Origin of the sequence: Halomonas sp. DP5N14-9 (assembly GCF_019802175.1) — a bacterium.
Taxonomy (GTDB): Bacteria; Pseudomonadota; Gammaproteobacteria; order Pseudomonadales; family Halomonadaceae; genus Halomonas; species Halomonas litopenaei.
Genome location: NZ_JAHVHR010000018.1, coordinates 157,606 through 182,950 on the forward strand (window position 1 = coordinate 157,606; position 25,345 = coordinate 182,950).

A 25,345-nucleotide genomic window follows, 5' to 3' on the forward strand; every position below is an offset into this window, starting at 1 on the left:
GCAGGCCGGCCATCACTGCCGACGGAACACCAGCGCCAGATTGTTGGCCGGCAGCTCGTGGATGGCCTCCCGGCTCAGGCCGTGCTCGGCGGCGACCTCGGTCACCTGCTCCAGGTCCCGCACGCCCCAGCGCGGGTCACGGCGCCTCAGGTCGGCGTCGAAGGCCGCATTGGACGGCGCGGTATGCTCACCACCACGTCGGTAAGGGCCGTACAGCAACAGCACGCCACTCGGCTCGAGGTGGGCCTGGGCCTTTGCCATCAGCGCAGGCGTCACTTCCCACGGCGAGATATGGATCAGATTGATCGCCACCAGGGCGTCAAAGGTGTCATCCGGCCAGGGTTCCAGCACGTCGCGGCGTACCGGCGCCAGCAGATTGCCGCACCCTTGCGTCGCTTGCTCCGGCTCTCGCCCAGCAGGCCCTGCCCGTTGCGCTTCGCTTTCGCCTTGCCTGTCACCCTCCGCTTCCCCTTGCCCATCGTCTGCTGCTGCAAGCGCGCGCCAGGCAGCGATGGACGCCAGCGCCGCCTCGGAAACGTCACTCGGCTGCCATCGCCAGCCCGGCTGGCACTGCGTCATATACAGTCCGTGCTCACCACTGCCGCTGGCGAGCTCCAGCACGCGGGCATGGCGTCCCAGGCACTGGCGCAGCACCGCGTGGATGGGCTCGCGATTGCGAAGCGCCGCTGGACTGGAGAGTCTCGCGTCGGACATGGGAAAACCTCACGGTAAACAAGGGGAGTAACAAGAGCGGCAATGGCCAAACGAATATAACGGAAGCATGGTAACGTCTGGCATCAACGGCTTGCGCAACGATGCCAAGCGATGATCGTCCCGGTACACTAGCAAAAGATACCCTTCATCTTCACCAAGGACGGCCCATGGCTCGACCCGCGCCTCGCTACCTCGAGATTCAACAGCACATCCTGGCCAAGATCCAGCGGGGGGAATGGCCCACCGACCATCGCATCCCGGGTGAGGAGCAGCTGGCGCTCGACTTCAACGTCAGTCGCATGACCGCCAACAAGGCCATCCGCGAACTGGTTCAGCGCGGCTATCTTACGCGCCAGCCGGGCGCAGGAACCTTCGTCACCGAACGCAAGGCGGAATCCTCGCTGATGGAGGTCCACAATATCGCCGAAGAGGTCCGCGGTCGCGGCCATCACTATCGGGCCAGGGTGCAGCGTGCCGAAGCGATCGATGCCAGTGAGGACATCGCGTTGCAACTGGGGGTCAAGCGAGGCAGCAAGGTCTTCCATACCCGCATCGTTCACCACGAAAACGACGAGCCCATCCAGCTCGAGATGCGCTACGTCAATCCCCGCCACGTGCCCGACTATCTGGACGCCGACTTCACGCTCACCACGCCCCATCAGGTGCTGATCCAAACCTGGCCGATCACCGATATCGAACACGTGGTCGAGGCCGTTTCGGCAGACACGCAACAGGCCGAGGAGCTGGCCATCTCCACCTCCCTCCCTTGCCTGCAGTTGCGGCGGCGCACCTGGTCAAATGACCTGCTCATCAGCTACGCCGTGCTGATCCACCCGGGAGATCGCTACAAGCTGCGCTCGGCGTGGAAGGACTGAGCGACGGACACAGCCTCCACCAATGCACGAGGGCCGGACAGTGATTGTCCGGCCCTCGTACTTACGGCGACAGCGATCGACAAGGTTACTGCAGCAGCATGGCCGCCGGGATCGCCATCACCAGGGTGAGTGCCACCCGCACCGCCCACACCACCAGCATCTGCCAGATGGTGATGGGAATCCGGGTGGCCAGCACGCAGGGAATGGACGCCGAAAAGAACAGGATGGACGACACCGACACCACGCCGGCGGCAAAGCGCGCCACGAAGTCGATTCCCGCGTCGCCACCGAGCAGCAGCGCCGGCAGGAACATCTCGGCCAGGCCCGCTGCGCTGGCCTGGGCCAGTTCCTGGGCATTATCGATGCCGAAGATCGCCACCACCGGATAGAACAGCCAGCCCAGCCACTCGAACACCGGCGTGTACTTGGCCACCAGCAGTCCCAGCAGCCCCACCGACATGATCGACGGCAGGATGCTGATCGCCATCACCAGCCCTTCGGTCAGATTCTTGCGTACGCTGGATCCCAGCCGCGGCGCCTGCTCGGCCACCTTGATACCGGTGCGCCACGCCAGCGCCAGGCGATCCCCCTTCCGCGCTTCAGGTTCGCCGTCGGTCGCGGTGTTGTCCATGCCTGACAGCGGCCACAACCGCGCGGTCACCGCCGAGACAACGAAAGTGATCACCAGGGTGATCCAGAAGTAGGCGTTCCAGTAGTCCATCAGCCCCAGGGTCTTGGCGACGATGATCATGAACGGCGCGGAGACGGTAGAGAAACCGGTGGCAATGATGGCCGCTTCTCGGGCCGAGTACTGGCCACCGGCGTAAGCACGGCTGGTGATCAACAGTCCGATCGAGTAGCTGCCGACAAAGGAGGCCACTGCGTCGATGGCGCTTCGACCCGGGGTACGCCACAGCGGGCGCATGACGGGCTGAACCAGGATGCCGATCAGCTCGAGTAGCCCATAGCTCAGCAGCAGCGCCAGGAAGATGGCACCGATCGGCACGATCAGCCCCACCGGAATCACCAGCTTGTCGTAGAGAAAGGGCAGCATGTCCGGCTGATGCAGCAGTGCCGGACCGGCGGTGGTCATGGTCAACAGCGCCGCCACCACCCCCAGAAGCTTGAGCACGGTGAAGATCTTGTCGGTGAGACTGCGTCGCCAGTCTCCCTTGATCAACGGATAGGCCGCGCCGGCGATGATCAGCGCCAGGGCGTAGAACCTCGCCCAGTCACCGAGCCCGGCCCGTGCCGCGGTCACCAGATGATCCAGCGGAATCGTGGTTCGACCTTCCCAGGCAACCGGAACAAAGAAGATGAAGATGCCGATGGCGCTGGGCACCAACAGCTTGAACAACAGCAGGCCGAGGGGTGTCTGGCCTACCGAGGAACCAGGAGTCGTCGCCATGAAGGGAACCTCGTCGAAGTGTGAACCAACTCGTAAGTGTCATCTTGTTTGTATATACATTTCAACCGCTATAGTGGCAAAGCACTCCCCCACAGCGCCTTTAGACGATGGTCTAATACACTGCAATTTTCTCCCCAGAAACGTTCGTTAAACGGCGTTATCACGCTCCGCTACACCTCTTTCCTGCAGCGTCGCAGACGGGCCGCCGGTCAGGGCATCGGACGAACCGGCAAGCACTCCAGAACCACACTTTTCTGTATATACATGATGCTGTCGAGCGATCCCATGGGGCACCCGACGTCTCCCGCGCGTGCTCGAAACGCTCTCGGGTCCCTCGACGACTCGGGGTTCAGAAAAGCCGGTAACGATCCCGCGGCCAAGACGGGGTGCACTCGGCCTAGCCGACCTGCGCTCCCCCGGGGCGATGCTTCAGAGAGGACAGGCCTGGTGAATCCTCGACCCTGTATATACGTTTATCGAAGCAATCCGTCGAGATTTCACGCCTATCCGCGCACTACGACCATGGTCTATTGATGCGCCATGACCTGAAAGCGAGCCCATAAAACGCCTGCAAGCCGCTGTTTCAACAACCATCCATCAGGCCCGACCCAAGGGTCGGGCGATGCATCACTGGCGACTCGGCGGCTTGACGAAATGGCTTGAAGGCATTATTTGTATATACATTACCCGACACGGAGCATCCCCATGTCCGAGCAATCCAAGCGCCTGCTGTGGCGCGATCTGGCGATCTTCGACGGACTGACCACCCTGCCCGAGCGTCACTGGGTAGCGGTCGAGGATGGACGGATCTGCGCCCTGGGCACCATGCAGACCCTTGACCCGAGTCAACATCGCGACGCCGTCGACATGGGGCAAGGCGGCGTCATGACGCCTGGCCTGATCGACTGCCATACCCACCTGGTCTTCGGCGGGCAGCGCAGCGACGAATTCGAGCTGCGCCTGCAAGGCGCCTCCTACGAAGAGATCGCACGTCGCGGTGGCGGCATCCTGGGCACCGTTACGGCAACCCGGGAAGCCGACGAATCGGCCCTGTTCGACGCCGCTGCAAAGCGTCTCACGTCGATGATCGAGGACGGCGTGACCAGCGTCGAAATCAAGTCCGGCTACGGCCTGACCCTGGCCGACGAACTGAAGATGCTGCGGGTGGCGCGACGTCTCGGCGAGCAACTGCCCGTTCGCGTCACTACCACCCTGCTGGCCGCCCATGCCCTGCCACCGGAGTATGCAGGCGACGCCGATGGCTACATCGAGCTGGTGTGCAACCAGATCCTGCCGGCGGCCCATGCCGAGGGCCTGGTCGATGCGGTCGACGTGTTCTGCGAGCGCATCGCCTTCTCGAGCGAACAGTCCCGACGCGTGTTCGAGGCGGCCAGGGCGCTTGACCTGCCGGTCAAGGCCCACGCCGAGCAGCTTTCACTGTCCGGTGGCGCCGCCCTGGTGGCCCAGTTCCGAGGGTTATCCGCCGACCATATCGAGTACCTGGACGACGACGGCATCGCGGCGATGGCCGATGCCGGGACCGTCGGCGTCCTGCTGCCCGGTGCCTTCTACACCCTGCGTGAAACGCAGCACCCACCGATCGACGCCATGCGTCGTGCCGGCGTCGCCATGGCGGTGGCCTCGGACGCCAATCCGGGCACCTCGCCCATCGTGCTGCCGACCCTGATGCTGAACATGGCCTGCACCCTGCTGCGCCTGACGCCCCAGGAGGCACTGGCCGGCATGACCCGCCACGCCGCCCAGGCCATCGGCCAGCCAGACCTTGGACGTATCGCCGTCGGCGCTCCCGCCGACCTGTGCGTCTGGAACATCGATAGCCCGGCCGAACTGGCCTATGCCGTCCAGCCGGGACGACTCAAGCATCGCCTGCTGGAGGGCGTATTGACCCATGGATGAGCAGCTATCTTCCCCCTGGTCATCCATGACCCCGGCGGCTGACCCAGACACCATGCCGTCCAGCCGGGACGGCTCAAGCATCGCCTGCTGGAGGGCGTATTGACCCATGGATGAGCAGCTCGCTTCCCCCTCGTCTCCCATCGCGCCGCTGACCGAAGCGGACATGGGTATCTGGCAGGGGCGTATCGACCCCGAGCCCAACAGCGAGCGCTGGCACCAGCGCATCGCCGCCTACCGTTCCGGCGCCGAGCCTGGCGTCGTGGTGACGGGCTTTGCCAGTGATGCCGGTGTCGCTCGCAACAAGGGGCGGGTGGGCGCTGCCGACGGCCCCGCCGCCATTCGCCGTGCCCTCGCCCCCATGGCCTGGCACCGCGACGCCCCGGCCTACGATGCCGGCGACGTGCACTGCGTCGGCAATGGCCTCGAGGATGCCCAGGAGGCGCTGGGCGCGCGGGTGACCGAGATCCTCGACCAGGGCCACCAGCCGGTGGTGCTGGGCGGCGGTCACGAAGTCGCCTACGCCAGCTGGCGCGGCCTCTCCGAGCATCTGGACAAGGGCCACCGCAGGCCCACCGTGGCGATCATCAACCTGGACGCCCACTTCGACCTGCGCGACCCCAGCGAACAGACGTCTTCCGGCACGCCCTTCGCCCAGATCGCCGCCGACTGCGCCAGGCGTCGCTGGCCGTTCCGCTACGCCTGCCTCGGAGTCAGCCAGGCGGCCAACACCCGTGCCCTGTTTCACACCGCCAAGCGGCTCAAGTCGCTGGTGGTCGAGGATCGCGAGTTTCGCGATAGCCGCATCGCGTACATCAAGCGCGACGTGCAGCGTCTGGTAGCCGACTGCGATCACGTCTACCTGACCATCGACATGGATGTCTTCCCTGCAAGCGATGCCCCTGGCGTCAGCGCTCCTGCCTCGCGGGGCGTGATCCTGACCCACTTCGAGCCGATCCTCGAGTTCCTGCGTCGCTCGCGCAAGCTCCGCCTGATCGACATCGCCGAGGTCAACCCGGCGTATGACATCGACCAACGCACGGCGCGTCTCGCCGCCCGCCTGGTCCATCAACTGACCCGGTCCAACGCCTGACCGAGCCTTTTATTCCCTTTCACTACAGGTACCGACATGAACCAGATCACGCCCTCGCTGAACGACCGTCACGATCCTTCGCGCAAGATCGCCGCCCCCACCGGCACCGAGCTGTCGTGCAAGAGCTGGCTGACCGAAGCCGCCCTGCGCATGCTGATGAATAACCTCCACCCTGACGTCGCCGAGCGTCCCGAGGATCTGGTGGTGTACGGCGGCATCGGTCGCGCTGCCCGCACCTGGCAATGCTTCGACAAGATCGTCGAGGTGCTCAAGCGCCTGGAGGACGACCAGACCCTGCTGATCCAGTCCGGCAAGCCGGTGGCGGTGATCCCGACCCACAAGGACGCGCCGCGGGTACTGATCGCCAACTCCAACCTGGTGCCGGCCTGGGCCAACTGGGAGCACTTCAACGAGCTCGACAAGAAAGGACTGATGATGTACGGCCAGATGACCGCCGGGTCCTGGATCTACATCGGCTCCCAGGGCATCGTCCAGGGCACCTACGAGACCTTCGTCGAGGCAGGCCGTCAGCACTTCAACGGCGACCTCAAGGGCCGCTGGGTACTGACCGCCGGCCTCGGCGGCATGGGCGGCGCCCAGCCGCTGGCGGCGACCCTGGCCGGTGCCTGCTCGCTGAACATCGAGTGCCAGCAGTCGAGCATCGACTTCCGTCTGCGTACCCGCTATCTGGACGAGCAGGCCAACGACCTGGACGACGCGCTCGAGCGTCTTGCCCGCTACACCAGTGAAGGCAAGGCCATCTCCATCGGTCTTTGCGCCAACGCCGCCGACGTCCTGCCGGAACTGGTAAAGCGCGGCGTCAAGCCGGACATGGTCACCGACCAGACCAGCGCCCATGATCCGCTGCACGGCTACCTGCCCTCTGGCTGGACCTGGGACGAGTACGTGGCCCGCGCCACGAGCGAGCCCGACGCAGTGGTCAAGGCCGCCAAGGCGTCCATGGCGGTGCATGTGCGCGCCATGCTCGAGTTCCAGAAGATGGGCGTGCCCACCTTCGACTACGGCAACAACATCCGCCAGATGGCCCAGGAAGAAGGCGTCGAGAATGCCTTCGACTTCCCCGGCTTCGTCCCGGCCTACATTCGTCCGCTGTTCTGCCAGGGCATCGGCCCGTTCCGCTGGGTGGCGCTGTCCGGCGATCCGGAGGACATCTACAAGACCGACGCCAAGGTCAAGGAGCTGATCCCCGACGACGAGCACCTGCACCACTGGCTCGACATGGCCAAGGAGCGCATCAGCTTCCAGGGTCTGCCGGCGCGTATCTGCTGGGTCGGTCTGAAGGATCGCGCCCGCCTCGGCCGCGCCTTCAACGAGATGGTCAAGAACGGCGAACTCAAGGCGCCCATCGTCATCGGCCGTGACCACCTCGACTCCGGTTCCGTGGCCAGCCCCAACCGCGAGACCGAGTCCATGCTGGACGGCAGCGACGCGGTGTCCGACTGGCCGCTGCTCAACGCCCTGGCCAACACCGCAGGCGGCGCAACCTGGGTCTCGCTGCACCACGGCGGGGGTGTCGGCATGGGCTTCTCACAGCACGCCGGTGTGGTCATCGTCGCCGACGGTACCGACGAGGCCGATGCCCGCCTGGCCCGCGTCCTGCGCAACGACCCGGCAAGCGGCGTGATGCGCCATGCCGACGCCGGCTACGACATCGCCAGCCAGTGTGCCCGCGACAACGGCCTCGACCTGCCGATGCTCAAGGACTGATGCCGTCCCGGGCGCGGCCAGCCGCTGGCGCGCCCGACCCTGGCATCGAGGCGCCTTGTCCCTGAGGGCGCCTCCTGCCCGGGAGCGCCATGCATAAAGCGCAGACGCCTGCACAAAGGCCGCCCCTCGGGGCGGCCTTTATCGTTTACAACCCTAGTTCACTTCGATGTCACTTGAAACGTGCGCCGACGCCCCTGAAGCGGCCGGCGACGGGTCAGGCACAGCACTGCTTGAACTTGCGCGCACTGCCACAGGGACAGGGATCGTTGCGTCCCGGCTTGAGTCGAGACACCCTGGCCTCGCCATCCAGATAGACCCAGCGTCCCTGGTGGCGCACAAAGCGCGAGCGCTCTTCCAGCACGCCCCAGCGCTGCCGCCCTCTCGGACCCTCGGCAAAGGTCGCACGAAACTGCACCCAGCCCTGGTCGCCTGTTTCACCGCTATCGAGTATCTCGAGACGCTTCCAGCGGGTATCGTCGTCACCGCCCAGTTGCGCCGGGCAACTGTCCGGGTGCCAGCTATGGCGAAGGTAGTCCTCGAGCCCGAGGGCGAAGGCCGCAAAGCGCGAGCGCATCAGCGCCTCAGGCGAACCTGCGTTCTCGCCCTGGTGCAGCAGACCACAGCAGTGCTCGAGGACCAGGCCACTGCCGCAGGGGCAGCGGGTGGATGACGTCGTGTTCAAGGTGCGGCTCTCCTCTCATCTACCTTGCGCTTTGCCACAGCGCGGGCCCTGTACGAAAGCCCGACGTGGGTGGCAACGCTTTAAACAGACTGCCGACCTGTAGCGGCCTCAAGCAAATACCGACCAGCCGGTGGCCTTGGACAGCCCCTCCAGGGCGGCGGTGCCCTTGAGCGAATTGCCGTAGCGATCCAGGCCCGGCGACCACACCGCGATCGACGCCACATTGGGCACCACCGCCATGATCCCGCCCCCGACACCGCTCTTGCCCGGGAAGCCGACCCGATAGGCGAAGTCTCCCGAGCCATCGTAGTGGCCGCAGGTCATCATCAACGCATTGATCGCCCGCACCCGCTCGAGCCCGATCATGCGCTGGCCCTCGAAGCCACCACACAGAAAGCGTGTGGCCCTGGCGAGCTGGGCGGTGGACATCTCGATGGCGCAGTGATGGAAGTAGGTGCCCAGCACCCGGTCACAGTCGTTGGTCAGGTTGCCGCAGGAGCGCAGGAAGTAGGCCAGGGAGAAGTTGCGATCCCCGGTGGCATGCTCGGAGCGCGCCACCTGCTCGTTGATGTGGATGTCCTCGTCGCCGGAGGCCTCGCGCAGAAAGCGCAGAATCTCGCCGAGGGTATCGCGCGGCGCATTGCACCCGAGCACCGCGTCGGTGGTGACAATCGCCCCGGCGTTGATGAAGGGATTGCGGGGAATGCCCTCTTCCACCTCCAGCTGGACGATGGAGTTGAAGGCTCGGCCCGATGGCTCGCGCCCGACCCGCTGCCACAGGCCATCGCCGTGACGCCCCAGCGCCAGCGCCAGGGTGAAGACCTTCGACACGCTCTGGATCGAAAAGGCCTTGGCGGCGTCGCCGGCATGAAACTCATGTCCATCCACGGTGCACACACTGATGGCGAACTGGCGGGGATCAACACAGGCAAGTTCGGGGATATAGCTTGCCACCTGGCCCCACTCGCCAGCCTGACGAGCCTCGCGATCCAGCCTCTCGACCAGCGCCTGCAGTTGTTCCGGCGTAAGGGTCTTTCCCATGAGCGTGATTCTTCCAGGAGCCTGACAAGGCTGGCGATGGTCGCCCCCTCCTTCGTGGCTGTCAACGCCGGTTCCCGGCCGGGGACAATCTCCCGGGCGATATGTCCCGCTCAGCGCCCGCGCCGCTTGGTGCGCATGGTCGCCTCGGCGGCAAGCGGATCTTCTGGCCAGGGGTGCTTGGGGTAGCGGCCGCGGTTCTCCTTGCGCACCTCGGGGTAGACGTTGTGCCAGAAGCTTCGAAGGTCCATGGTCGTCGCCAGCGGCCGCCGCGCCGGGGACAGCAATTCCAGGCGTACCGGCACCCGCCCGTCGACGATACAGGGTGTGGCTTCGCAACCGAACAGGGCCTGCAATTTGGCGGCCAGCACCGGCACGATACGCGTGCCGTGCTCGTCGCCGTCGTCGACCTCACGCTCATAGCGCAAGGCCGCGCTGTCACCGCTTGGCAGCGCCAGCCGTCGCGGTGCCAGCTCGTCCAGCTTGCCCGCCAACGGCCACGGCAGACGTTCGCGCAACAGCCGTTCCCAGGGCAGCGCCAGCACCTGATCGAGCCGCGACAGGCCGTCCAGATGCGGACCGAGCCAGTCCTCGAGCTCGGCCATCAGGCTGGCGTCGTCAAGCTCCGGCCACTGGGGATCATGCGCCCGTCGCAACAGCGCTACCCGTCTTCTGAGCTGTTCTGCCGCCTCGTCCAGCGGCAGCGCCTCGCGCTGCCCCAGGGCGTCGAGCAGCGCCCTATGCCTCGCCTCTCGACTCGGCGGTCCTGCCAGGGGCTTGCGCTCCAGCACCACGGCATCGAGGGCGCGTACTCGCTCGCCTTCCAAGCGTCCCGCCGATGCGTTCCAGGCGACCCGCTCGGTCCAGTCGCCAAGTTCAGGAAAATGCGCCAGCAGCGCCGCCTCCTCGATCCGTACGCCACGGTACAGCCGGGCCTCACGCTGGCGACCGTCCAGGTCCACCGCGACCAGCAGGGGCGCGTGGGCCAGGGGGTGATCGCTTGCCAGCGTCACCAGGCCACCGCCACGCAGGCGAAAGCGTCCGGGCGAAAGGTGCTGAGCGACACGGTCGGGGTAGGCGCAGAGCAGAAGCTCGCCCAAGGTTAATGAGGCGCCCGGCTCGCTTGCACGGGACTCACCCCCATTGGCCTTGTCCAGCGCCACCCCGGCGCGCTTGCACAGTCGCCGGGCCTCCCGCTGCCAGGCAGGGTCTGGCCTCGGCGACGACAACAGCGGTACGAACACCCGCTCCAGATCCGGCTCCCGCGAGGCGCCCTGACGACCCTCGAGCCAGGCGGACAGGGCGCAGGCCAGGGCCAGCGACGCCTCGCCGGCGCGGCTGGCTCGCTCCAGCATGGCGGCGAGCCGGGGATGCACCGGCCAGCGTCCGGCTGCCCGGCCCAGCGAACTCAAGCCGCCATCAGGCTCGACCAGCCCGAGGGACTGCAACAGCCGACGCCCGCTGTCCAGGGCCGCTGTCCCTGGAGAAGTCACCCAGGCAAGCGCGGACGCGTCCTTGACGCCCCAGCGCGCGAGTTCAAAGGCCAGGCCGGACAGGTCTGCCTGGTGTATCTCCGGCTCGGCGTGGGGCGGCAGCGGCTGCTCTTCCGCCCACAGCCGATAGCAGCGTCCAGGCCCCTGGCGCCCTGCCCGCCCACGCCGCTGATCGGCGCTGGCTCGGTTGACACGGCGGGTCTCGAGACGCGAAAGCCCGGTACGCGGGCTGAACACCGGCACCCGCTCCAGTCCTGCATCGACCACGCTGCGCACGCCATCCACGGTGACACTGGACTCGGCGATGGCGGTGGCCAGCACCACCCGACGCCGGCCATTCGGGTCAGGACGAAGGGCAGCGCGCTGCTGCTCGAGCGGCAAGCGTCCATGCAGCGGCAGTATCGCGATATCCTCCAGCCGCTCGCCCAGCCAGCGCCCGAGACGTTCGATTTCGGCAACGCCAGGCAGGATCACCAGCACGTCGCCAACAGGATCACCACCACCCCTGGCATCGTCATCCCCGCCATGGGACACAGGATCGGACGCCTGCAGCGCCTCCATGACCACCCGGCCCTGCTGCTCTTCCGCCGAGGCGCGCTGGGACAGCGGCCGATACAGCGTCTGGACCGGATACTGCCGCCCCGGGCACTCGATCACCGCCACGTCCTGTCCCAGCACGCCTTGCATGGCGGCCACGTCCAGGGTGGCAGACATCACCACCAGGCGCAGGTCCTCGCGCAGCCCCTGCTGGACATCGAGGGCCAGCGCCAGCCCCAGGTCGGCCTCCAGACTGCGTTCATGGAACTCGTCGAAGAGGATGCCGGTGACCCCCTCCAGCATGGGGTCGTGCTGCAGCATGCGCGACAGCACGCCCTGGGTGACGACTTCGAGGCGAGTCGTCGGGCCGACCCGGCTCTCGCCACGCATGCGATATCCCACCGTCTCGCCCGGCCGCTCGCCCAGCAACTCGGCCATATGGCCCGCCGCCAGACGCGCCGCCACCCGACGAGGCTCCAGCAGCAGCAGACGCCCGCGACCATCGTCGCCACCGCACCAGTCACAGTCCAGCAGGGCCAGCGGTACCCGAGTGGTCTTGCCGGCCCCGGGCTCGGCCACCAGCAGCGCCCGGTTGTGCTGTTCAAGCGCTGCGGTGAGCTGAGGCAGTCGGGCGTCGATGGGCAGGCTGGGCGGTGAAGACATCGGCTCGGGGGCTCCTGGCGCGGGGCGGGACTGAACTGGGCTGTACTGGACTGCACAAGCACGGCAGCAATGCGCCGGCGATGATAGCACGCCGCCACCCTAGGGCCCGGCGGCAGCGACCCGCCCGAGGCCTGACCTGTATACACCAGCAACAACATTTTGTTGCCAGTAGGTGACGTTTTTGTCTACGCTCTTCAAGCTGACCGAAAGGTCAGGTTTTTTTAAGCGCGACGCCCGTCGCGGCATCACCCAGACAATCGACAGCGGCCACTACAACGACAAGAGGACCCTGAGATGAGCGAGACCACGTCCACGCTTTCACCGCGCGACCGTCATCCGGCAGCCAGCGCGAGTCGCCCTGACGGCGACGACGGCACTGCGGATCAAACCAGCCAGGACGCCGTCGGCAGGCTTGCCTGGCTGGATCGCTACTTCAACGTCAGCCGCCGGGGCAGTTCGCTGAAGACCGAATTGCTGGCCGGGATCGCCACCTTTCTGGCGGGCATGTACATCATCGTGGTCAATCCGGCGGTATTGTCGGACGCCGGCATTCCCTTCTCGGCGGCGCTGTCGGCTACGGTGGTCATCAGCTTTCTGAGCAGCCTGGCCATGGCGCTGTACGCGCGCAACCCCATCCTGGTGGCGCCCGGCATGGGCATGAACGCCCTGTTCACCTACACCCTGGTACTGGGCGCAGGTCTGTCCTGGGAGGTCGCACTCGGGTGTGTGTTCTGGTCCGGTGTGATGTTCGCCGTACTGGCCATGTTTAACGTCCGCGAGGCGATCATCGACGCCATTCCGCCGTCGCTGCGCTACGCCATCACCTGCGGTATCGGCCTGTTCATCACCTTTATCGGGCTCAAGAACGCCGGTTTCATCGTGGCAAGCCCCGCCACCCTGGTCAGCCTGGGCAGCCTGGATGCTAGCCTCGCCACCTTCTTCATCGGGCTGATCGTGACCGCGGTACTGGTCATCCGCGGCTTCAACGGTGCCCTGATCCTCGGCATCGCCACCACCACCCTGCTGGCCGCACCGATGGGGCGTCTGTGGGGTGACGAGGTGGTCGTGGCATGGCAGGGACTGGCCGCCTGGCCAGACTTCTCGGCGCTGGGTCAGGTCGACGTGCTGGGGGCTCTCAAGGTCGCTTACCTGCCCTTTATCTTCGTGATGCTGTTCACCAACTTCTTCGATGCGCTGTCGTGCTTCATGGCGCTGTCGGAATCCGCGGGGCTCAAGGACGCCAAGGGCAACCCGCGCAACCTCAAGCGCTCGATGACGGTGGACGCCTTCGCCTCGATGATCGCCGCTCCGCTGGGCACCAGCGCCGCCCAGACCTTTATCGAGTCCGGCGCAGGGGTCGCCCAGGGCGGGCGCACCGGCCTGACCGCGCTGGTGATCGCGCTGCTGTTCCTGCCGTTTCTGTTCCTGTCGCCGCTGCTGTCGCTGGTGCCGGGCATCGCCACCTCGCCGGCGCTGGTGCTGGTGGGGCTGTTCATGATGGCCCCGGTGGGCAAGATCGACTGGGGACGCTTCGAGGAGGCCTTTCCTGCCTTTCTGGCGATCATCCTGATGCCGTTGACCTACTCGATCACCCTGGGCATCGCCTTCGGCTTCATGAGCTTCGTGCTGATCAAGCTGGCCACCGGCAAGTTCACCGAGATCAAACCCGCCATGTGGGTGTCCGCGGTGCTGTCCGCGATCATGCTGGTGACGGCGCAATAGCGTAAGCAAGCGCCACCGGGCCTCAGCCCCGTGGCGCCGACACCACCCCACAGCCCTTCAATACCACCTGGGTCAGAAAATCGGTGACACGCTGCATATCTTCGTCGGTGAAGTCGTCGTGGCCGGTGATGCCGGCGACCTGGCTTTGAAAGTCTGCATAGTGCTGGGTCGCCGACCAGATCAGGAAGATCAGTGATACCGGGTCCACCGGGTCCATCAGGCCGCGCTCGGCCCACTGACGAAACACCTCGGCACGGCTTTCGACCCAGTCACGCAACTCGCCACGCAGATAGTCCTGCAGAAAGGGGGCGCCCTGAAGGATCTCGCCGGCAAACAGGCGCGAGGCCTCGGGGTGGCGGCGAGACATCTCCATCTTCGAGCGGATAAAGGCACTGAGCACCTCGGCGGGATCATCATCCACCGAGATATCGTCGAGCATCATGTTCCAGCGCTCCATCACCCCTTCCAGCAGGCGAACGTACAGCGCTTTCTTGCTGCCCATGTAGTAGAGCACATTGGACTTGGGCAGCCCGGCTTCCTCGGCAATCAGCTTCAGGCTGGCGCCCCGATAGCCGTGACGCGAAAACACTCGCTCGGCGGCGTCGAGTATGTCGCGTTCGTTACGCTGGCGAATGGCACCAGCCTCCGCCTCCAGCGGCGCCTTCAGCGCCGTGTCATCAAGCTGTGAGCCCATGGTTATCCCGATCGTCGAATCGCCCGCCACCGCCGGTTGCAGGTGGGTCGGCAAGGAGGAAAAGAGTGCCTGAACCCCACCGCGCTGGCAATTGGGCTAAGCGGCTAGCCTGGCACGCCAGCGCCTGTGATGGGCAGCTTTTTAGGCCTCTGCCGTGGTCGCCGACAGGAACACGCGGCGGGCACCGAAAAAAAACTCGACGGCGTGACTTGAAGAAGCTGACCGATTGGTCAAGAATGAAGTTACCCCCTTGCCATGGCGATGCCCCTTGGTACCGACTCGCTGACAACCACTCGGCTCAGACAGCAACCAGGACATCGACCAGGACATCAACGACGACAACGACAACATAAGCGGACCTGACCATGATCGAGTTCTTCCTCAACGGGCGGCCACGGCGCGTCGACGCCGAGGCCCACCTCAGCGTGCTCGACCTGCTGCGCGAGCGCCTCAACCAGACCGGCACCAAGGAAGGCTGCGCCTCCGGCGACTGCGGTGCCTGCACCGTGGCGATCGGCGAGCCCGATGCCGACGGCAACCTGCGCTACCACAGCGCCAACGCCTGCATCATGCCGGCCCACCAGCTCAATGGACGCCACCTGGTCACCGTCGAGGGGTTGTCCCGGGGGGACGGCCTGCACCCTTGCCAGGCCGCCATGGTGGAACACCACGGCAGCCAATGCGGCTTCTGCACCCCGGGTATCGTCATGTCGCTGTTCACCCTTCATGAAGAGGACCGCGCGCGGCCCGCGCCACTGACGCCTGAGCGACTGGAAGCGGCGCTGGGCGGCAACCTGTGTCGCTGCACCGGCTATCGCCCGATCCGCGACGCCGCCCTGGCCATGGACGACACCCCGGGCTTCCGGCCCGAATGGCTCGACGATGACGCCCTTGCCCGAACGCTTGCCACCAATGTGGGTGAGCCGGCTACCCGCACCGGCTTTTACCAGCCGCGCCGCCTCGATGAACTGGTCGAACTGCGCGCCCGCCACCCCGACGCCCGCCTGGTGGCCGGCGGCACCGATCTCTGGCTCGAAGTCACCCAGAATCTGGCGGACTTCGCCGAGGTCATCGACGTCACCCGGGTGGAACAGCTCAAGGTTTTGGAAGCGGGCCACGACGCCAGCGGTCGACCAGGGATGTGGATCGGCGCCGCCGTCACCTACACGCAACTGGAGCCGTTGTTTGCCGAGCGCTATCCCGCCTTCCATCACCTCCTGCATCGACTGGGCTCTGGTCAGGTGCGCAACCGCGGCACCCTGGGTGGCAACGTGGCCAACGCCTCGCCCATCGGCGACACCCCACCGGTACTGCTGGCACTCGACGCCCGCCTGCGCCTGACCGGACCCGACGGCAGTCGCGAACTCGCTGCGGCAGACTTCTTCATCGACTACAAGAAGACCGCCCTGGCCCCGGACGAGTGCCTGGAAGCGATCTTCCTGCCGACGCTGGCAGCTGACCGCCAGCTCAAGGTATGGAAGCTGTCCAAACGGCGTGAGGACGACATCTCGGCGGTACTCGGTGCCTTCAGCTGGACCCTGAAGGACGGCAGCCTGACCGAGGTGCGCCTGGGCTTCGGCGGCATGGCCGCGATCCCGGCCCGGGCAACCGGCGCCGAGGCGGCACTGGAAGGCCATGCCCCTTCACCCGAGCGGTTCGCCGCCGCCATCGATGCGCTGACCGAAGACTTTCAGCCCATGAGCGATGTGCGTGGCAGCAGCGACTATCGTCGGCACGCCGCCGCTGCACTGATCGAACGCCTGCGCCTGGTCGTCGCCGACGCGGCATCCCAGGACTCTCAGCACCCGACCCAGGAGGTGATGCTCCATGCGTACGCTCACTGATCTGACCACACCTGCCTCCGCGTCCAGCGATACTGCCGATACTCCCCGCCACGCGCCGGCGGCCAAGGGCTTCTCGGGCAGCGCCGCTCGCCACGAAAGCGCGGTCAAGCACGTCACCGGGCGCGCCGCCTACATCGACGACCTGGCGCTGCCGGCGGACGCGCTGCACCTGGCGGTGGGACTCTCGCCGGTCGCCAGCGGGCGCATCACCGGGCTGGACCTGTCCGCCGTGCGCAGCGCCCCGGGCGTGGTCGACGTGATCAGCGTCGCCGACGTCCCGGGCCACACCGATATCGGCCCGGTCTTTCCCGGCGATCCGATCATGGCCGACGGCGAGGTACTCTACGCCGGTCAGGTGATCTTCTGCGTCGCCGCCACCAGCCATCGTGCGGCGCGTCAGGCGGTCAAGAAGGCGCGCCTGGAGATCGATGAGGTCGAGGCGAGCCTCGACCCAGTGGCCGCCGCCGAGGCCGGCGACGTGGTGCGCCCGACCCACCGCCAGCAAAGCGGTGACTGGGAGGCCGCCCTGGCCGGGGCGACGCACGTCATCGAGGACGAGCAGTTCGTCGGTGGCCAGGAGCACTTCTATCTGGAGGGGCAGGCCTGCGTGGTCCACCCCACCGAAGACGAAGGCGTGATGGTCCACACCTCCAATCAGCACCCCAGCGAGACCCAGAAGCTGATCGCCGAGGTGCTGGGCATCCCCTTCCACGCGGTCACCGTGGAGGTGCGCCGCATGGGCGGCGGCTTCGGCGGCAAGGAGACCCAGGCCTCGCCCTGGGCCTGCCTGGCGGCGCTGATCGCCCGCCGCACCGGCAAGAGCTGCCGTGTTCGCCTGCCCCGGGCCGAGGACATGAAGGTCACCGGCAAGCGCCACCCCTTCCACAACCGCTATCGGCTCGGTGTCGATGAACAGGGCGTGATCCAGGGCGGTGACATCACCGTCATCGGCGACTGCGGATACTCGCCGGATCTGTCCGAAGCCATCGTCGACCGCGCCATGTTCCACGCCGACAACGCCTATTCGCTGGGCCAGGCTCGGGTCACCGGTCATCGCGCCCGTACCAGCACCGCGTCAAACACCGCCTTTCGTGGTTTCGGTGGTCCCCAGGGCATGATGGTGATCGAAGCCGCCATGGAGGACATCGCCCGCCGCGTGGGCGAGGATCCCCTGACGGTGCGCAAGCGCAACCTGTATCGCCAAGGCCGCGACCAGACCCACTATGGCCAGACGGTGGACCAGATCACGCTGCTGCATGACCTGATCGAGCGGCTCGAGACCTCGAGCGACTACTGGTCCCGGCGCCAAGCGATCACCGAATTCAACGCCGACAGCCCGGTCATCCGCAGGGGCCTGGCGCTGACCCCGGTGAAATTCGGCATCTCATTCACCGCCCAGCACCTCAACCAGGCCGGTGCCCTGCTGCACGTCTACACCGACGGCAGCGTGATGATCAATCACGGCGGCATCGAGATGGGCCAGGGCCTGCACACCAAGGTGTGCCAGGTGGTCGCCCGCGAGCTGGGGCTCGATCTCGAAGCGGTGCGCATCAGCGCCAGCCGTACCGACAAGGTGCCCAACACCTCACCCACGGCGGCCTCCAGCGGGGCCGATCTGAACGGCCAGGCGGCCCGCGACGCGGCCAGCAAGCTGAAATCGCGGCTGTTCGACTTCGCCGCCGAACGCTACCAGCTCGACCGTCAGGACATGCGTCTGGAACAGGGCGAGCTGATCGCCGGCATCGGTGGCAGCGAACGACGTATCGCCTGGGGCGAGCTCATCCAGGACGCTTACCTGGGTCGGGTGTCGCTGTCCGAGAAAGGCTTCTACGCAACGCCGTTGATCCACTACGATCGGGCCAGCGGCAGCGGACGCCCCTTCTACTACTTCGCCTATGGCGCCGCCGTCGCCGAGGTGGCACTGGACACCCTCACCGGTGAGTACCAGGTGGATCGGGTCGACATCCTCCACGACGTGGGCGACTCGCTCAATCCGGCCATCGACGTGGGCCAGGTGGAAGGCGGCTTTATCCAGGGCATGGGGTGGCTGACCAGCGAGGAACTGAAGTGGAACGAGCGGGGCCAGTTGACCTCGTTCGGCCCGGCCACCTACAAGATCCCCGCCTACGGCGACCTGCCGGCCACCTTCAACGTCGAGCTGATGCAGGGCCACCCCAACTCCATGGCCAGCATCTACCGCTCCAAGGCGGTGGGTGAGCCGCCCTTCATGCTGGGGATGTCGGTGTGGTGCGCGCTGCGCGACGCCCTGGCGAGCCTCACCGACTACCGCCAGGCGGTACGGCTGGACACCCCGGCGACACCTGAGCGGGTCATGGCGGCGGCACGCCAGGCACGAAAGCTACACGAGAGTCGCGCAGGGGGCACCCCATGAGCGGCGAGCGCTGGTACGACGCCCTGGCCCGCCTCCGACGCGCCGGCCTGCCCCATGTGCTGGCCACCCAGGTGACCAGCCAGGGGTCGACCCCACGTGAGCCTGGCGCCAGGATGGTGATCACCGCCGACGCCATCATCGACACCCTGGGCGGCGGCACCTTCGAATGGCAGCTGATCGCCTGCGCCCGGGAACGCCTCGAGCGCGGCGAGGCCGGCCTCAGCCTGGAGGCCTTTTCGCTGGGCGGTCGCAGTGGCCAGTGCTGCGGCGGCTTCGTCAACGTGTTGCTCGAAACGGATCTCGGTACGGCCACGCGCCTGGCGCTGTTCGGCGCCGGCCACGTGGGCCGCGCGGTGGCCTCATTGGCGGCACCGCTTGGCTGGCAACTCGACTGGTACGATAGCCGCGAGGACGCCTTCAGCGGGCTCGACCCGGCCCCAGGCCAGCACCACCACCGGCTTGACGACTGCAACGCCAGCGCCGAGTCGCTGCCTGCCGGCAGCCACGTGCTGGTGCTGACCCACGACCACGCCGAGGACTACGCCCTGGTGGAGGCACTGCTCAGGCGCGGCGACATGGCCTCGATCGGGCTGATCGGCTCGCGCAGCAAGTGGGCCAGCTTCCGCGGGCGACTGGAGCGAGCCGGCATCCCGCACGATCGCATCGACGCCGTGCGCTGCCCGATCGGCGACTCCGGCGGCGACAAGACGCCCTACGCCGTCGCCCTGGCCGCCCTGGCCGAGCTGCTGCCACTGGCAAGCCCCAGGCCGGAGGGGGCACGTCGCGACGCGCTGCGCGGCCTGGAAAGCGCAGAGGTACGACGCCTGTTTTCCTGAACCTGTCCTGGCCCGGCCTTACCCGTCTGACCGGGTAGCACCAGGCGTCTGCCTCCCTGGCCGCCGCGCCTGCCGCCTGATCAAGCCGCCTGATCAAGTCGCCAGGCCAGCCGCCCCTGACCACAACGTCACCGCCACAGTGCGATGATGCGATGACCCTATAAGCGACGACCCGATAAAGAGTGCCCCATGACCGAGACCCGTAACGCCTCTGCCAGCACCGCGCCCAAGCCCGAGGCTTTCTCCGGAACTTCCGCCGGCGCCTCCACCAGTCCCGCTGGCGGCCCCTGCTCATCGAGCTGGGTCATGCGTGCGCGCATCCTCAGCTTCAACGCCGATCCCGGTGACGGCGACACCCCGCTCGAGGGCAGCGTCAGCTACTTCGCCGACGGCGTGCTGTGGTGGGCCGAGGGTGTCGTTCAGGCGGTGGGCGACTATACAGAGCTCGCCCCCCATCTGCCCGCCGACGCCAGCGTCATCGACCACCGCGACAAGCTGGTGATGCCAGGCTTCATCGACAGCCATGTGCACTATGTGCAGCTCGAGATCATGGCCTCCTACGGACGCCAGCTGCTCGACTGGCTCAATGAGTACACCTTCCCCGAGGAATGTCGCTTTGCCCAGCGCGAACACGCCGAGCAGATGGCCGACGTTTTCCTCGACGAACTGATGCGAGTAGGCACCACCACCGCCCAGGTGTTCTGCTCGAGCCACCCGGCCTCGACCGACGCCTTCTTCAGCGCGGCCCAACGCCGCGACCTGTGCATGCTGGCCGGCAAGGTACTGATGGACCGCCATGCCCCCGAAGCGCTCACCGACGACACCTACGGCGGCATCCGCGACAGCGAGCGCCTGATCAGTGACTGGCACGGTACCGCGCGTCTCGGCTACAGCGTCACCCCGCGCTTCGCGCCTACCTCCACCCGCGCACAGCTCGACGCCGCCGGTGGCCTTCTGCGCAATGACCCGAGCCTGTGGCTGCAGACCCACCTGTCGGAGAACCTGGGTGAGCTCGACTGGGTGGCCGAGCTGTTTCCGGGCAGCCGCAACTACCTGGCGGTCTACGAGGAATCCGGGCTGGTGGGGCCGCGCAGCACCTTTGCCCACGGCATCCACCTGGACGACGAGATGCGTGCGCGACTGGCCGAGCGCGGCGCCAACATCGCCTTCTGTCCCAGCTCCAACCTGTTTCTCGGCAGTGGCCTGTTCGACCGGGCCGGCGCCCGGGTCCAGGGGCTGAATCTGACACTTGCCAGCGACATCGGCGCCGGTACCGACCTGTCGGGACTTGCCACCCTCAAGGCGGCCTATCAGGTCGGCCAGCTCAGGGGCACACCACTGACCGCCTGGGCAGGCTTTCATGACCTGACCCGAGGCAACGCCGTATCGCTGTCACTGGACGATCGGATCGGCAGCCTGACCCCCGGTCGTGACGCCGACTTCGTGGTCATCGACCTGTTCGCCTCGCCGCTGCTGGCTCGACGCATGGGGCGCACCCAGTCCCTGGCAGAGGAACTCTTCACCCTGATGATGCTGGGGGACGACCGCGCCATCTACGAGACCTGGGCGGGGGGACGCCTGCAGCACCGCCGCCAGACCTGAAGAACCCGACGACAGGCGCCGGCGACCGGCGCTTGCACTGGGTGATGGCTGGCCGGGAAATTCCTCGGCGAGTGCGCTAGAATGCGCGCCTTGAATACCACACGCTGCCAACGCTGCTCCGGATTTACGCTCCGGCTCGCACGAGGACAACCATGAGTCACGATACTTCACCCCCTGACACAGCCACCGAAACCGCCACTTCTGGTCCAGACACCCTGGTGGTGTGCGCCCTGTACAAGTTCGTCACCCTCGACGACTACGAGGCGCTGCGCGAGCCGCTGCTCGCCACCCTGATCGAGCATCAGGTGCGCGGCACCCTGCTGCTGGCCCGTGAAGGCATCAATGGCACCGTCGCCGGCACCCGCCAGGGCATCGACGCGGTGCTCGCCCGGCTGCGCGCCGACCCGCGCCTGGCCGAGCTCGACACCAAGGAGTCGCTGACCCGACGTGCGCCCTTCATGCGTACCAAGGTCAAGCTCAAGCGCGAGATCGTGACCATGGGCGTCGAGGGCATCGACCCGCGCCATACCGTCGGCACCTACGTGGACCCCAAGGACTGGAACGAGCTGATCCAGGACCCCGAGGTTCTGCTGATCGACACCCGCAACGACTACGAGGTCGAGGTAGGCACCTTCGAGGGCGCGGTCAATCCGGCCACCAGCGCCTTTCGCGACTTCCCCGAGTACGTGAAGAAGACCCTGGACCCGAGTCGCCACAAGAAGGTGGCGATGTTCTGTACCGGCGGCATCCGTTGCGAGAAGTCCACCGCCTACCTCAAGGAGCAGGGATTCGAGGACGTCTACCACCTCAAGGGCGGCATCCTGAAGTACCTGGAGGACGTACCGAAGGACAAGACCCTGTGGCGTGGCGAGTGCTTCGTGTTCGACGACAGGGTCACCGTCGACCATGACCTCAAGCCGGGACGCTATGACCAGTGTCACGCCTGCCGCATGCCGATCACCGAGCAGGACAAGCAGAGCGAGTACTACCAGAAAGGCGTCTGTTGCCCGCGCTGCTACGACCGCCTGAGCGACGAGCAGAAGGCCCGCTTCGCCGAGCGCGAGCGCCAGATGCGCCTCGCCCGGGAGCGCGGCGAGGCCCACCTGGGCGCCGACGCGGTGGCGCGCATGGAAGAGCGTCGCGAGGCCAAGCGACGCGCCAGGGAAGCGGCGCGCGAGGCCAATCGCCAACAGGGCTGATGCACGGCTTCTGGTGTTGCACGCCCGTTGATGCATGCCGGCTCATGCACGCCGGCTCTCCAGCCACAACACCCGCCAGACCAAAAAAGAGGCGCCCTGGGCTTTATACCAGAGACGGGCGCCTCTTTTGCGTGTCACCGAGCACTTCGCCGGTAGCGAAGGACGCGCCGAAGCGCCCCCAAGTGTACTGAAAGAAACGGCGTCGGCCTGTTCAACCTCTTCCTCGCCTCGGTCGGCGATCACGCCGAAAACACCTTAGATTCCGACGTTTTCGCTTCGACATCATGCCTCAGCAACCTTCCACCCCGCCCGTTGCCTGAAAAGCGGCCGCCGCCCACACAGGATCACCTATTACTAACACCAGCGCGGGCAAGCCGCAGTGCCATCTGGTGACATGAAGCACGCCTTGAGCATCAGGGTTCGCCGTCGACCTGCACCGGCACTGATTCCCCTGCCGTTCGCTGGACAACGGCAGGCTCAGGTGGCCCGCCTGGACGGCAAACCGTGACGCAACGAAGGGAATACATGATGCGACCTTGGCCCAGCTACCTTTCCCCTGTTCTGGCCGGCACTTTTTTAACCGGCACTTTTCTGGCCTGCAGCATGGCCGTCGCCTCCCAGGCGTCGGCGGCACCCACATCAGACACCGAATCCGCCGAGCAACAAGACTATCGACAGTATTTCACCCCGCTACCCTCGCTTCCCCCCATCCCCGCCGACAACAGCCTCACCGCTGAGAAGGTAGCGCTTGGCAAGATGCTGTTCTTCGAACCCCGGCTGTCGAAGAGCAGCAACATCAGCTGCGCTTCCTGTCACAACCCGGCCCTGGCCTGGACGGATCGACTTCCGACGGCGGTCGGCCACGATGGACAGACAGGCGAACGCAACTCCCCCACCGTGCTCAACTCGGGCTTTCTTGGCTCACAGTTCTGGGATGGTCGCGAACCCGACCTGGAAGGCCAGGCACTAGGCCCCATCCAGAACAGCATCGAGATGGCCCACGACCTGGACGGCGCCCTTGCCCGCCTTTCCGCCGTCGACGGCTATTCCGATCACTTCCAGACGGCATTTCCCGCCGACGAGGCTCCGCTGTCCTCCGGCAACCTGGCCGACGCCATCGCCAGCTTCGAGCGCACGCTGAATACGCCGAACGCTCCGCTGGATCGTTACCTGCTCGGTGACGAGGCTGCCCTGACCGATCAGCAGAAGGCAGGCATGAAAGACTTCGTGGACGTCGGGTGCATCAGCTGTCACCGCGGCGCCAACTTCAGCGACAGCCTGTTCCACCCGATCCAGGTGCCGGGATCGGATGATCTCGGGCGCTTCGCGGTCACCAACGAGGAAAGCGATCGCCAGGCCTTCAGGACGGCCTCACTGCGCAACGTCGCCCTGACCTACCCCTACTTTCACGACGGCTCGGCCGAGACGCTTGAAGACGTCGTGCCCATCATGGGCGAGCAGATGCTCAAGCGGGAGCTTGATGAAGCGACCGTCGATCGTCTGGTCAGCTTCCTGCATGCTCTGACAGGAGAGCAGCCAGTGGTCACGGTGCCTGCTCTGCCCTGATCAAGCCCCGGGCCAGCCCCGAACCAGTACTGCCACCAATAGCCCCCTGCAAACGCCAGCGCCGCCTCCCCGACGAGGGGCAAGGCGGCGCTTGACGTGACAGTCCCGGCGTCAGGCACTGTCTGAAACGTCGACGAACGCAGGCACTTTTACGGCAAGGCCTAGGCGCTGTCGGAAAAGTCGACGAGTGATGGTTAGACAAGGCAAAAATCGGTGAGAAAGCGCAGTTTACGGGGTGTAAATGAGCATTTTGATCCGATTTTTAACGCCGTATTACCGAGCGCAGGCAGTTTTCAGACAAGCCCTAGGATTCCACCAGCCGCTGTCTCAGCGCCTGCCTCCTCTCCTCATCCATGAAGGCCGCCTCGATGGCGTTGCCGGCCAGCCACTTGAGGGTCTCGTTGGACCAGCCGAAGGCCCGCTGACAGGCGGCAAAGTTATCGCGCATGCCACCGCCGAAGTAGGCCGGGTCATCGGAGTTGATGGTTACCACCAGTCCAGCGTCGATCAGCGTCGGCAGGCCATGATCTTCGAGCCGTTCCACCACTTTCAGGCGCACATTGGACAGCGGACACACCGTCAGCACGGTGCCTTCGTCGGCCAGCCGCTCCATCAGCTCGATGTCCTCGATCGCCCTTACGCCATGGTCGATGCGACACACCTGGAGCTCATCCAGTGCCTCGCGGATATAGCTCGGTGGCCCCTCCTCACCTGCGTGGGCCACGCGCTCAAGGCCCAGCTCCCGCGCCCGGGCAAAGACCTCCTGGAACTTGCTCGGCGGATTGCCTCGCTCAGCGCTGTCCAGCCCCACGGCACTAAAGTGGTCATGCCAGGGCGTGCTGTCCTCGAGCAGCTGCATGGCATCGGCGGCGGGCTGATCACGCAGAAAGGCGAGGATCATGGCGGTGGAAATATCCAGCTCGGAGCGGGCCTTGGCACAAGCGGCCGTCAGGCCTTCCATCACCTCGGACAGCGCCACGCCACGGGACAGGTGGGCCTGGGGGTCCACGTGCATCTCGATATGCACCACTCCCTCGGCGGCGGCGCGCCGGAAGTAGTCCATCGCCAGGTCCTCGAAGTCCCGGGCGCGGACCAGCACGCTCATGCCCTGATAGTAAAGATCGAGAAAGGACTGCAGGTCGCTGAAGTCGTAAGCCTGTCGGGCCGCCTCGATATCGGCGTAAGGCAGGCTGACCCCGTTACGCTCGGCCAGCGCAAACATCAGCTCCGGCTCCAGCGTACCCTCGATGTGCAGATGCAGTTCCGCCTTGGGCAGGCGGGTCAGAAAGTCGTCGGTCATGGTGTCTGGCCCTGTGGCATCGAACCGTAGAAATCAGGTGTCGTC

Annotated in this window: 18 protein-coding genes; 11 read left to right on the forward strand and 7 right to left on the reverse strand. The window is 66.1% G+C overall.

Translation table 11 applies throughout. The annotated features are described in order from the left end of the window. Nucleotides 1-12 precede the first annotated feature (12 nt). Nucleotides 13-714, reverse strand: a complete 702-nt coding sequence (locus KUW00_RS11020) for a DUF938 domain-containing protein (protein WP_222569071.1) — start codon at nt 712-714, stop codon at nt 13-15. A gap of 167 nt (nt 715-881) precedes the next feature. Between KUW00_RS11020 and hutC the strand changes: the two genes are divergently transcribed. Continuing rightward, entirely contained in the window at nt 882-1,589 is a 708-nt protein-coding gene (gene hutC / locus KUW00_RS11025; RefSeq protein ID WP_222516867.1) for a histidine utilization repressor, read from the forward strand. Between the two features lie 85 nt (nt 1,590-1,674). On the opposite strand, the gene KUW00_RS11030 is transcribed toward hutC, so the two are convergent. Beyond that, a complete protein-coding gene (locus KUW00_RS11030; protein WP_045994312.1) occupies nt 1,675-2,997 on the reverse strand; it encodes a YjiH family protein in 1,323 nt (440 codons plus the stop codon). Between the two features lie 705 nt (nt 2,998-3,702). Between KUW00_RS11030 and hutI the strand changes: the two genes are divergently transcribed. The 3 genes from hutI to hutU all read left to right on the forward strand — a co-directional run bounded on the left by hutI (nt 3,703) and on the right by hutU (nt 7,732). Beyond that, nucleotides 3,703-4,914: an imidazolonepropionase gene (gene hutI / locus KUW00_RS11035; RefSeq protein WP_045994313.1), complete on the forward strand. Its 1,212-nt coding sequence runs from the start codon at nt 3,703-3,705 to the stop codon at nt 4,912-4,914. Nucleotides 4,915-5,020: 106 nt separating this feature from the next. Next, a complete protein-coding gene (gene hutG / locus KUW00_RS11040) occupies nt 5,021-6,004 on the forward strand; it encodes a formimidoylglutamase (protein ID WP_213228996.1) in 984 nt (327 codons plus the stop codon). Nucleotides 6,005-6,040: 36 nt separating this feature from the next. Next, nucleotides 6,041-7,732 (forward strand): urocanate hydratase, encoded by a 1,692-nt coding sequence (gene hutU, locus KUW00_RS11045; RefSeq protein ID WP_222569072.1) that lies wholly within the window; start codon nt 6,041-6,043, stop codon nt 7,730-7,732. A gap of 214 nt (nt 7,733-7,946) precedes the next feature. On the opposite strand, the gene KUW00_RS11050 is transcribed toward hutU, so the two are convergent. From KUW00_RS11050 to hrpB, 3 genes are all read right to left on the reverse strand, one after another. Then, the gene (locus KUW00_RS11050) at nt 7,947-8,414 is read right to left on the reverse strand and encodes a YchJ family protein (protein ID WP_222569073.1); all 468 of its coding nucleotides are present in this window, start codon (nt 8,412-8,414) and stop codon (nt 7,947-7,949) included. A gap of 108 nt (nt 8,415-8,522) precedes the next feature. Further along, nucleotides 8,523-9,455, reverse strand: a complete 933-nt coding sequence (locus tag KUW00_RS11055) for a glutaminase (protein ID WP_222569074.1) — start codon at nt 9,453-9,455, stop codon at nt 8,523-8,525. A gap of 110 nt (nt 9,456-9,565) precedes the next feature. Further along, a complete protein-coding gene (gene hrpB / locus KUW00_RS11060) occupies nt 9,566-12,145 on the reverse strand; it encodes an ATP-dependent helicase HrpB (protein WP_222569075.1) in 2,580 nt (859 codons plus the stop codon). A gap of 294 nt (nt 12,146-12,439) precedes the next feature. Here hrpB and KUW00_RS11065 point away from each other — a divergent pair, with 294 nt between their 5' ends. After that, complete coding sequence (locus KUW00_RS11065) at nt 12,440-13,867, forward strand: NCS2 family permease (RefSeq protein WP_249742876.1); 1,428 nt, start codon at nt 12,440-12,442, stop codon at nt 13,865-13,867. 22 nt (nt 13,868-13,889) lie between these two features. Here the strand turns inward: KUW00_RS11065 and KUW00_RS11070 are convergent, their stop codons facing one another. Continuing rightward, nucleotides 13,890-14,561: a TetR/AcrR family transcriptional regulator gene (locus KUW00_RS11070; protein WP_222569076.1), complete on the reverse strand. Its 672-nt coding sequence runs from the start codon at nt 14,559-14,561 to the stop codon at nt 13,890-13,892. A gap of 365 nt (nt 14,562-14,926) precedes the next feature. Between KUW00_RS11070 and xdhA the strand changes: the two genes are divergently transcribed. The 6 genes from xdhA (at nt 14,927) to KUW00_RS11100 (ending at nt 24,000) form a co-directional block, all read left to right on the forward strand. Next, complete coding sequence (gene xdhA, locus KUW00_RS11075) at nt 14,927-16,405, forward strand: xanthine dehydrogenase small subunit (protein ID WP_222569077.1); 1,479 nt, start codon at nt 14,927-14,929, stop codon at nt 16,403-16,405. Continuing rightward, nucleotides 16,389-18,797, forward strand: a complete 2,409-nt coding sequence (gene xdhB, locus KUW00_RS11080) for a xanthine dehydrogenase molybdopterin binding subunit (protein ID WP_222569078.1) — start codon at nt 16,389-16,391, stop codon at nt 18,795-18,797. Before xdhA ends, xdhB begins: the two co-directional genes overlap by 17 nt. Further along, complete coding sequence (gene xdhC, locus KUW00_RS11085) at nt 18,794-19,633, forward strand: xanthine dehydrogenase accessory protein XdhC (protein ID WP_222569079.1); 840 nt, start codon at nt 18,794-18,796, stop codon at nt 19,631-19,633. Before xdhB ends, xdhC begins: the two co-directional genes overlap by 4 nt. A gap of 306 nt (nt 19,634-19,939) precedes the next feature. Further along, on the forward strand, nt 19,940-21,235 hold the full coding sequence (guaD, locus tag KUW00_RS11090; protein WP_222569100.1) for a guanine deaminase: 1,296 nt from the start codon (nt 19,940-19,942) through the stop codon (nt 21,233-21,235). A gap of 152 nt (nt 21,236-21,387) precedes the next feature. Beyond that, entirely contained in the window at nt 21,388-22,434 is a 1,047-nt protein-coding gene (locus tag KUW00_RS11095; protein WP_222569080.1) for a rhodanese-related sulfurtransferase, read from the forward strand. 603 nt (nt 22,435-23,037) lie between these two features. After that, on the forward strand, nt 23,038-24,000 hold the full coding sequence (locus tag KUW00_RS11100; RefSeq protein ID WP_222569081.1) for a cytochrome-c peroxidase: 963 nt from the start codon (nt 23,038-23,040) through the stop codon (nt 23,998-24,000). A 304-nt stretch (nt 24,001-24,304) separates the two neighbouring features. Here KUW00_RS11100 and KUW00_RS11105 read toward each other — a convergent pair whose 3' ends face one another. Then, nucleotides 24,305-25,300, reverse strand: coding sequence for an adenosine deaminase (locus KUW00_RS11105; protein WP_222569082.1), 996 nt, complete (start codon nt 25,298-25,300; stop codon nt 24,305-24,307). Nucleotides 25,301-25,345 lie beyond the last annotated feature (45 nt).

Excerpts from the sequence above, each read along its gene's own strand:
- KUW00_RS11020 (WP_222569071.1), bottom strand. The coding sequence starts at position 714 with ATGTCCGACGCGAGACTCTCCAGTCCAGCGGCGCTTCGCAATCGCGAG.
- hutC (WP_222516867.1), top strand. The coding sequence starts at position 882 with ATGGCTCGACCCGCGCCTCGCTACCTCGAGATTCAACAGCACATCCTG.
- KUW00_RS11030 (WP_045994312.1), bottom strand. The coding sequence starts at position 2,997 with ATGGCGACGACTCCTGGTTCCTCGGTAGGCCAGACACCCCTCGGCCTG.
- hutI (WP_045994313.1), top strand. The coding sequence starts at position 3,703 with ATGTCCGAGCAATCCAAGCGCCTGCTGTGGCGCGATCTGGCGATCTTC.
- hutG (WP_213228996.1), top strand. The coding sequence starts at position 5,021 with ATGGATGAGCAGCTCGCTTCCCCCTCGTCTCCCATCGCGCCGCTGACC.
- hutU (WP_222569072.1), top strand. The coding sequence starts at position 6,041 with ATGAACCAGATCACGCCCTCGCTGAACGACCGTCACGATCCTTCGCGC.
- KUW00_RS11055 (WP_222569074.1), bottom strand. The coding sequence starts at position 9,455 with ATGGGAAAGACCCTTACGCCGGAACAACTGCAGGCGCTGGTCGAGAGG.
- hrpB (WP_222569075.1), bottom strand. The coding sequence starts at position 12,145 with ATGTCTTCACCGCCCAGCCTGCCCATCGACGCCCGACTGCCTCAGCTC.
- KUW00_RS11065 (WP_249742876.1), top strand. The coding sequence starts at position 12,440 with ATGAGCGAGACCACGTCCACGCTTTCACCGCGCGACCGTCATCCGGCA.
- KUW00_RS11070 (WP_222569076.1), bottom strand. The coding sequence starts at position 14,561 with ATGGGCTCACAGCTTGATGACACGGCGCTGAAGGCGCCGCTGGAGGCG.
- xdhA (WP_222569077.1), top strand. The coding sequence starts at position 14,927 with ATGATCGAGTTCTTCCTCAACGGGCGGCCACGGCGCGTCGACGCCGAG.
- xdhB (WP_222569078.1), top strand. The coding sequence starts at position 16,389 with ATGCGTACGCTCACTGATCTGACCACACCTGCCTCCGCGTCCAGCGAT.
- xdhC (WP_222569079.1), top strand. The coding sequence starts at position 18,794 with ATGAGCGGCGAGCGCTGGTACGACGCCCTGGCCCGCCTCCGACGCGCC.
- guaD (WP_222569100.1), top strand. The coding sequence starts at position 19,940 with ATGCGTGCGCGCATCCTCAGCTTCAACGCCGATCCCGGTGACGGCGAC.
- KUW00_RS11095 (WP_222569080.1), top strand. The coding sequence starts at position 21,388 with ATGAGTCACGATACTTCACCCCCTGACACAGCCACCGAAACCGCCACT.
- KUW00_RS11100 (WP_222569081.1), top strand. The coding sequence starts at position 23,038 with ATGGCCGTCGCCTCCCAGGCGTCGGCGGCACCCACATCAGACACCGAA.
- KUW00_RS11105 (WP_222569082.1), bottom strand. The coding sequence starts at position 25,300 with ATGACCGACGACTTTCTGACCCGCCTGCCCAAGGCGGAACTGCATCTG.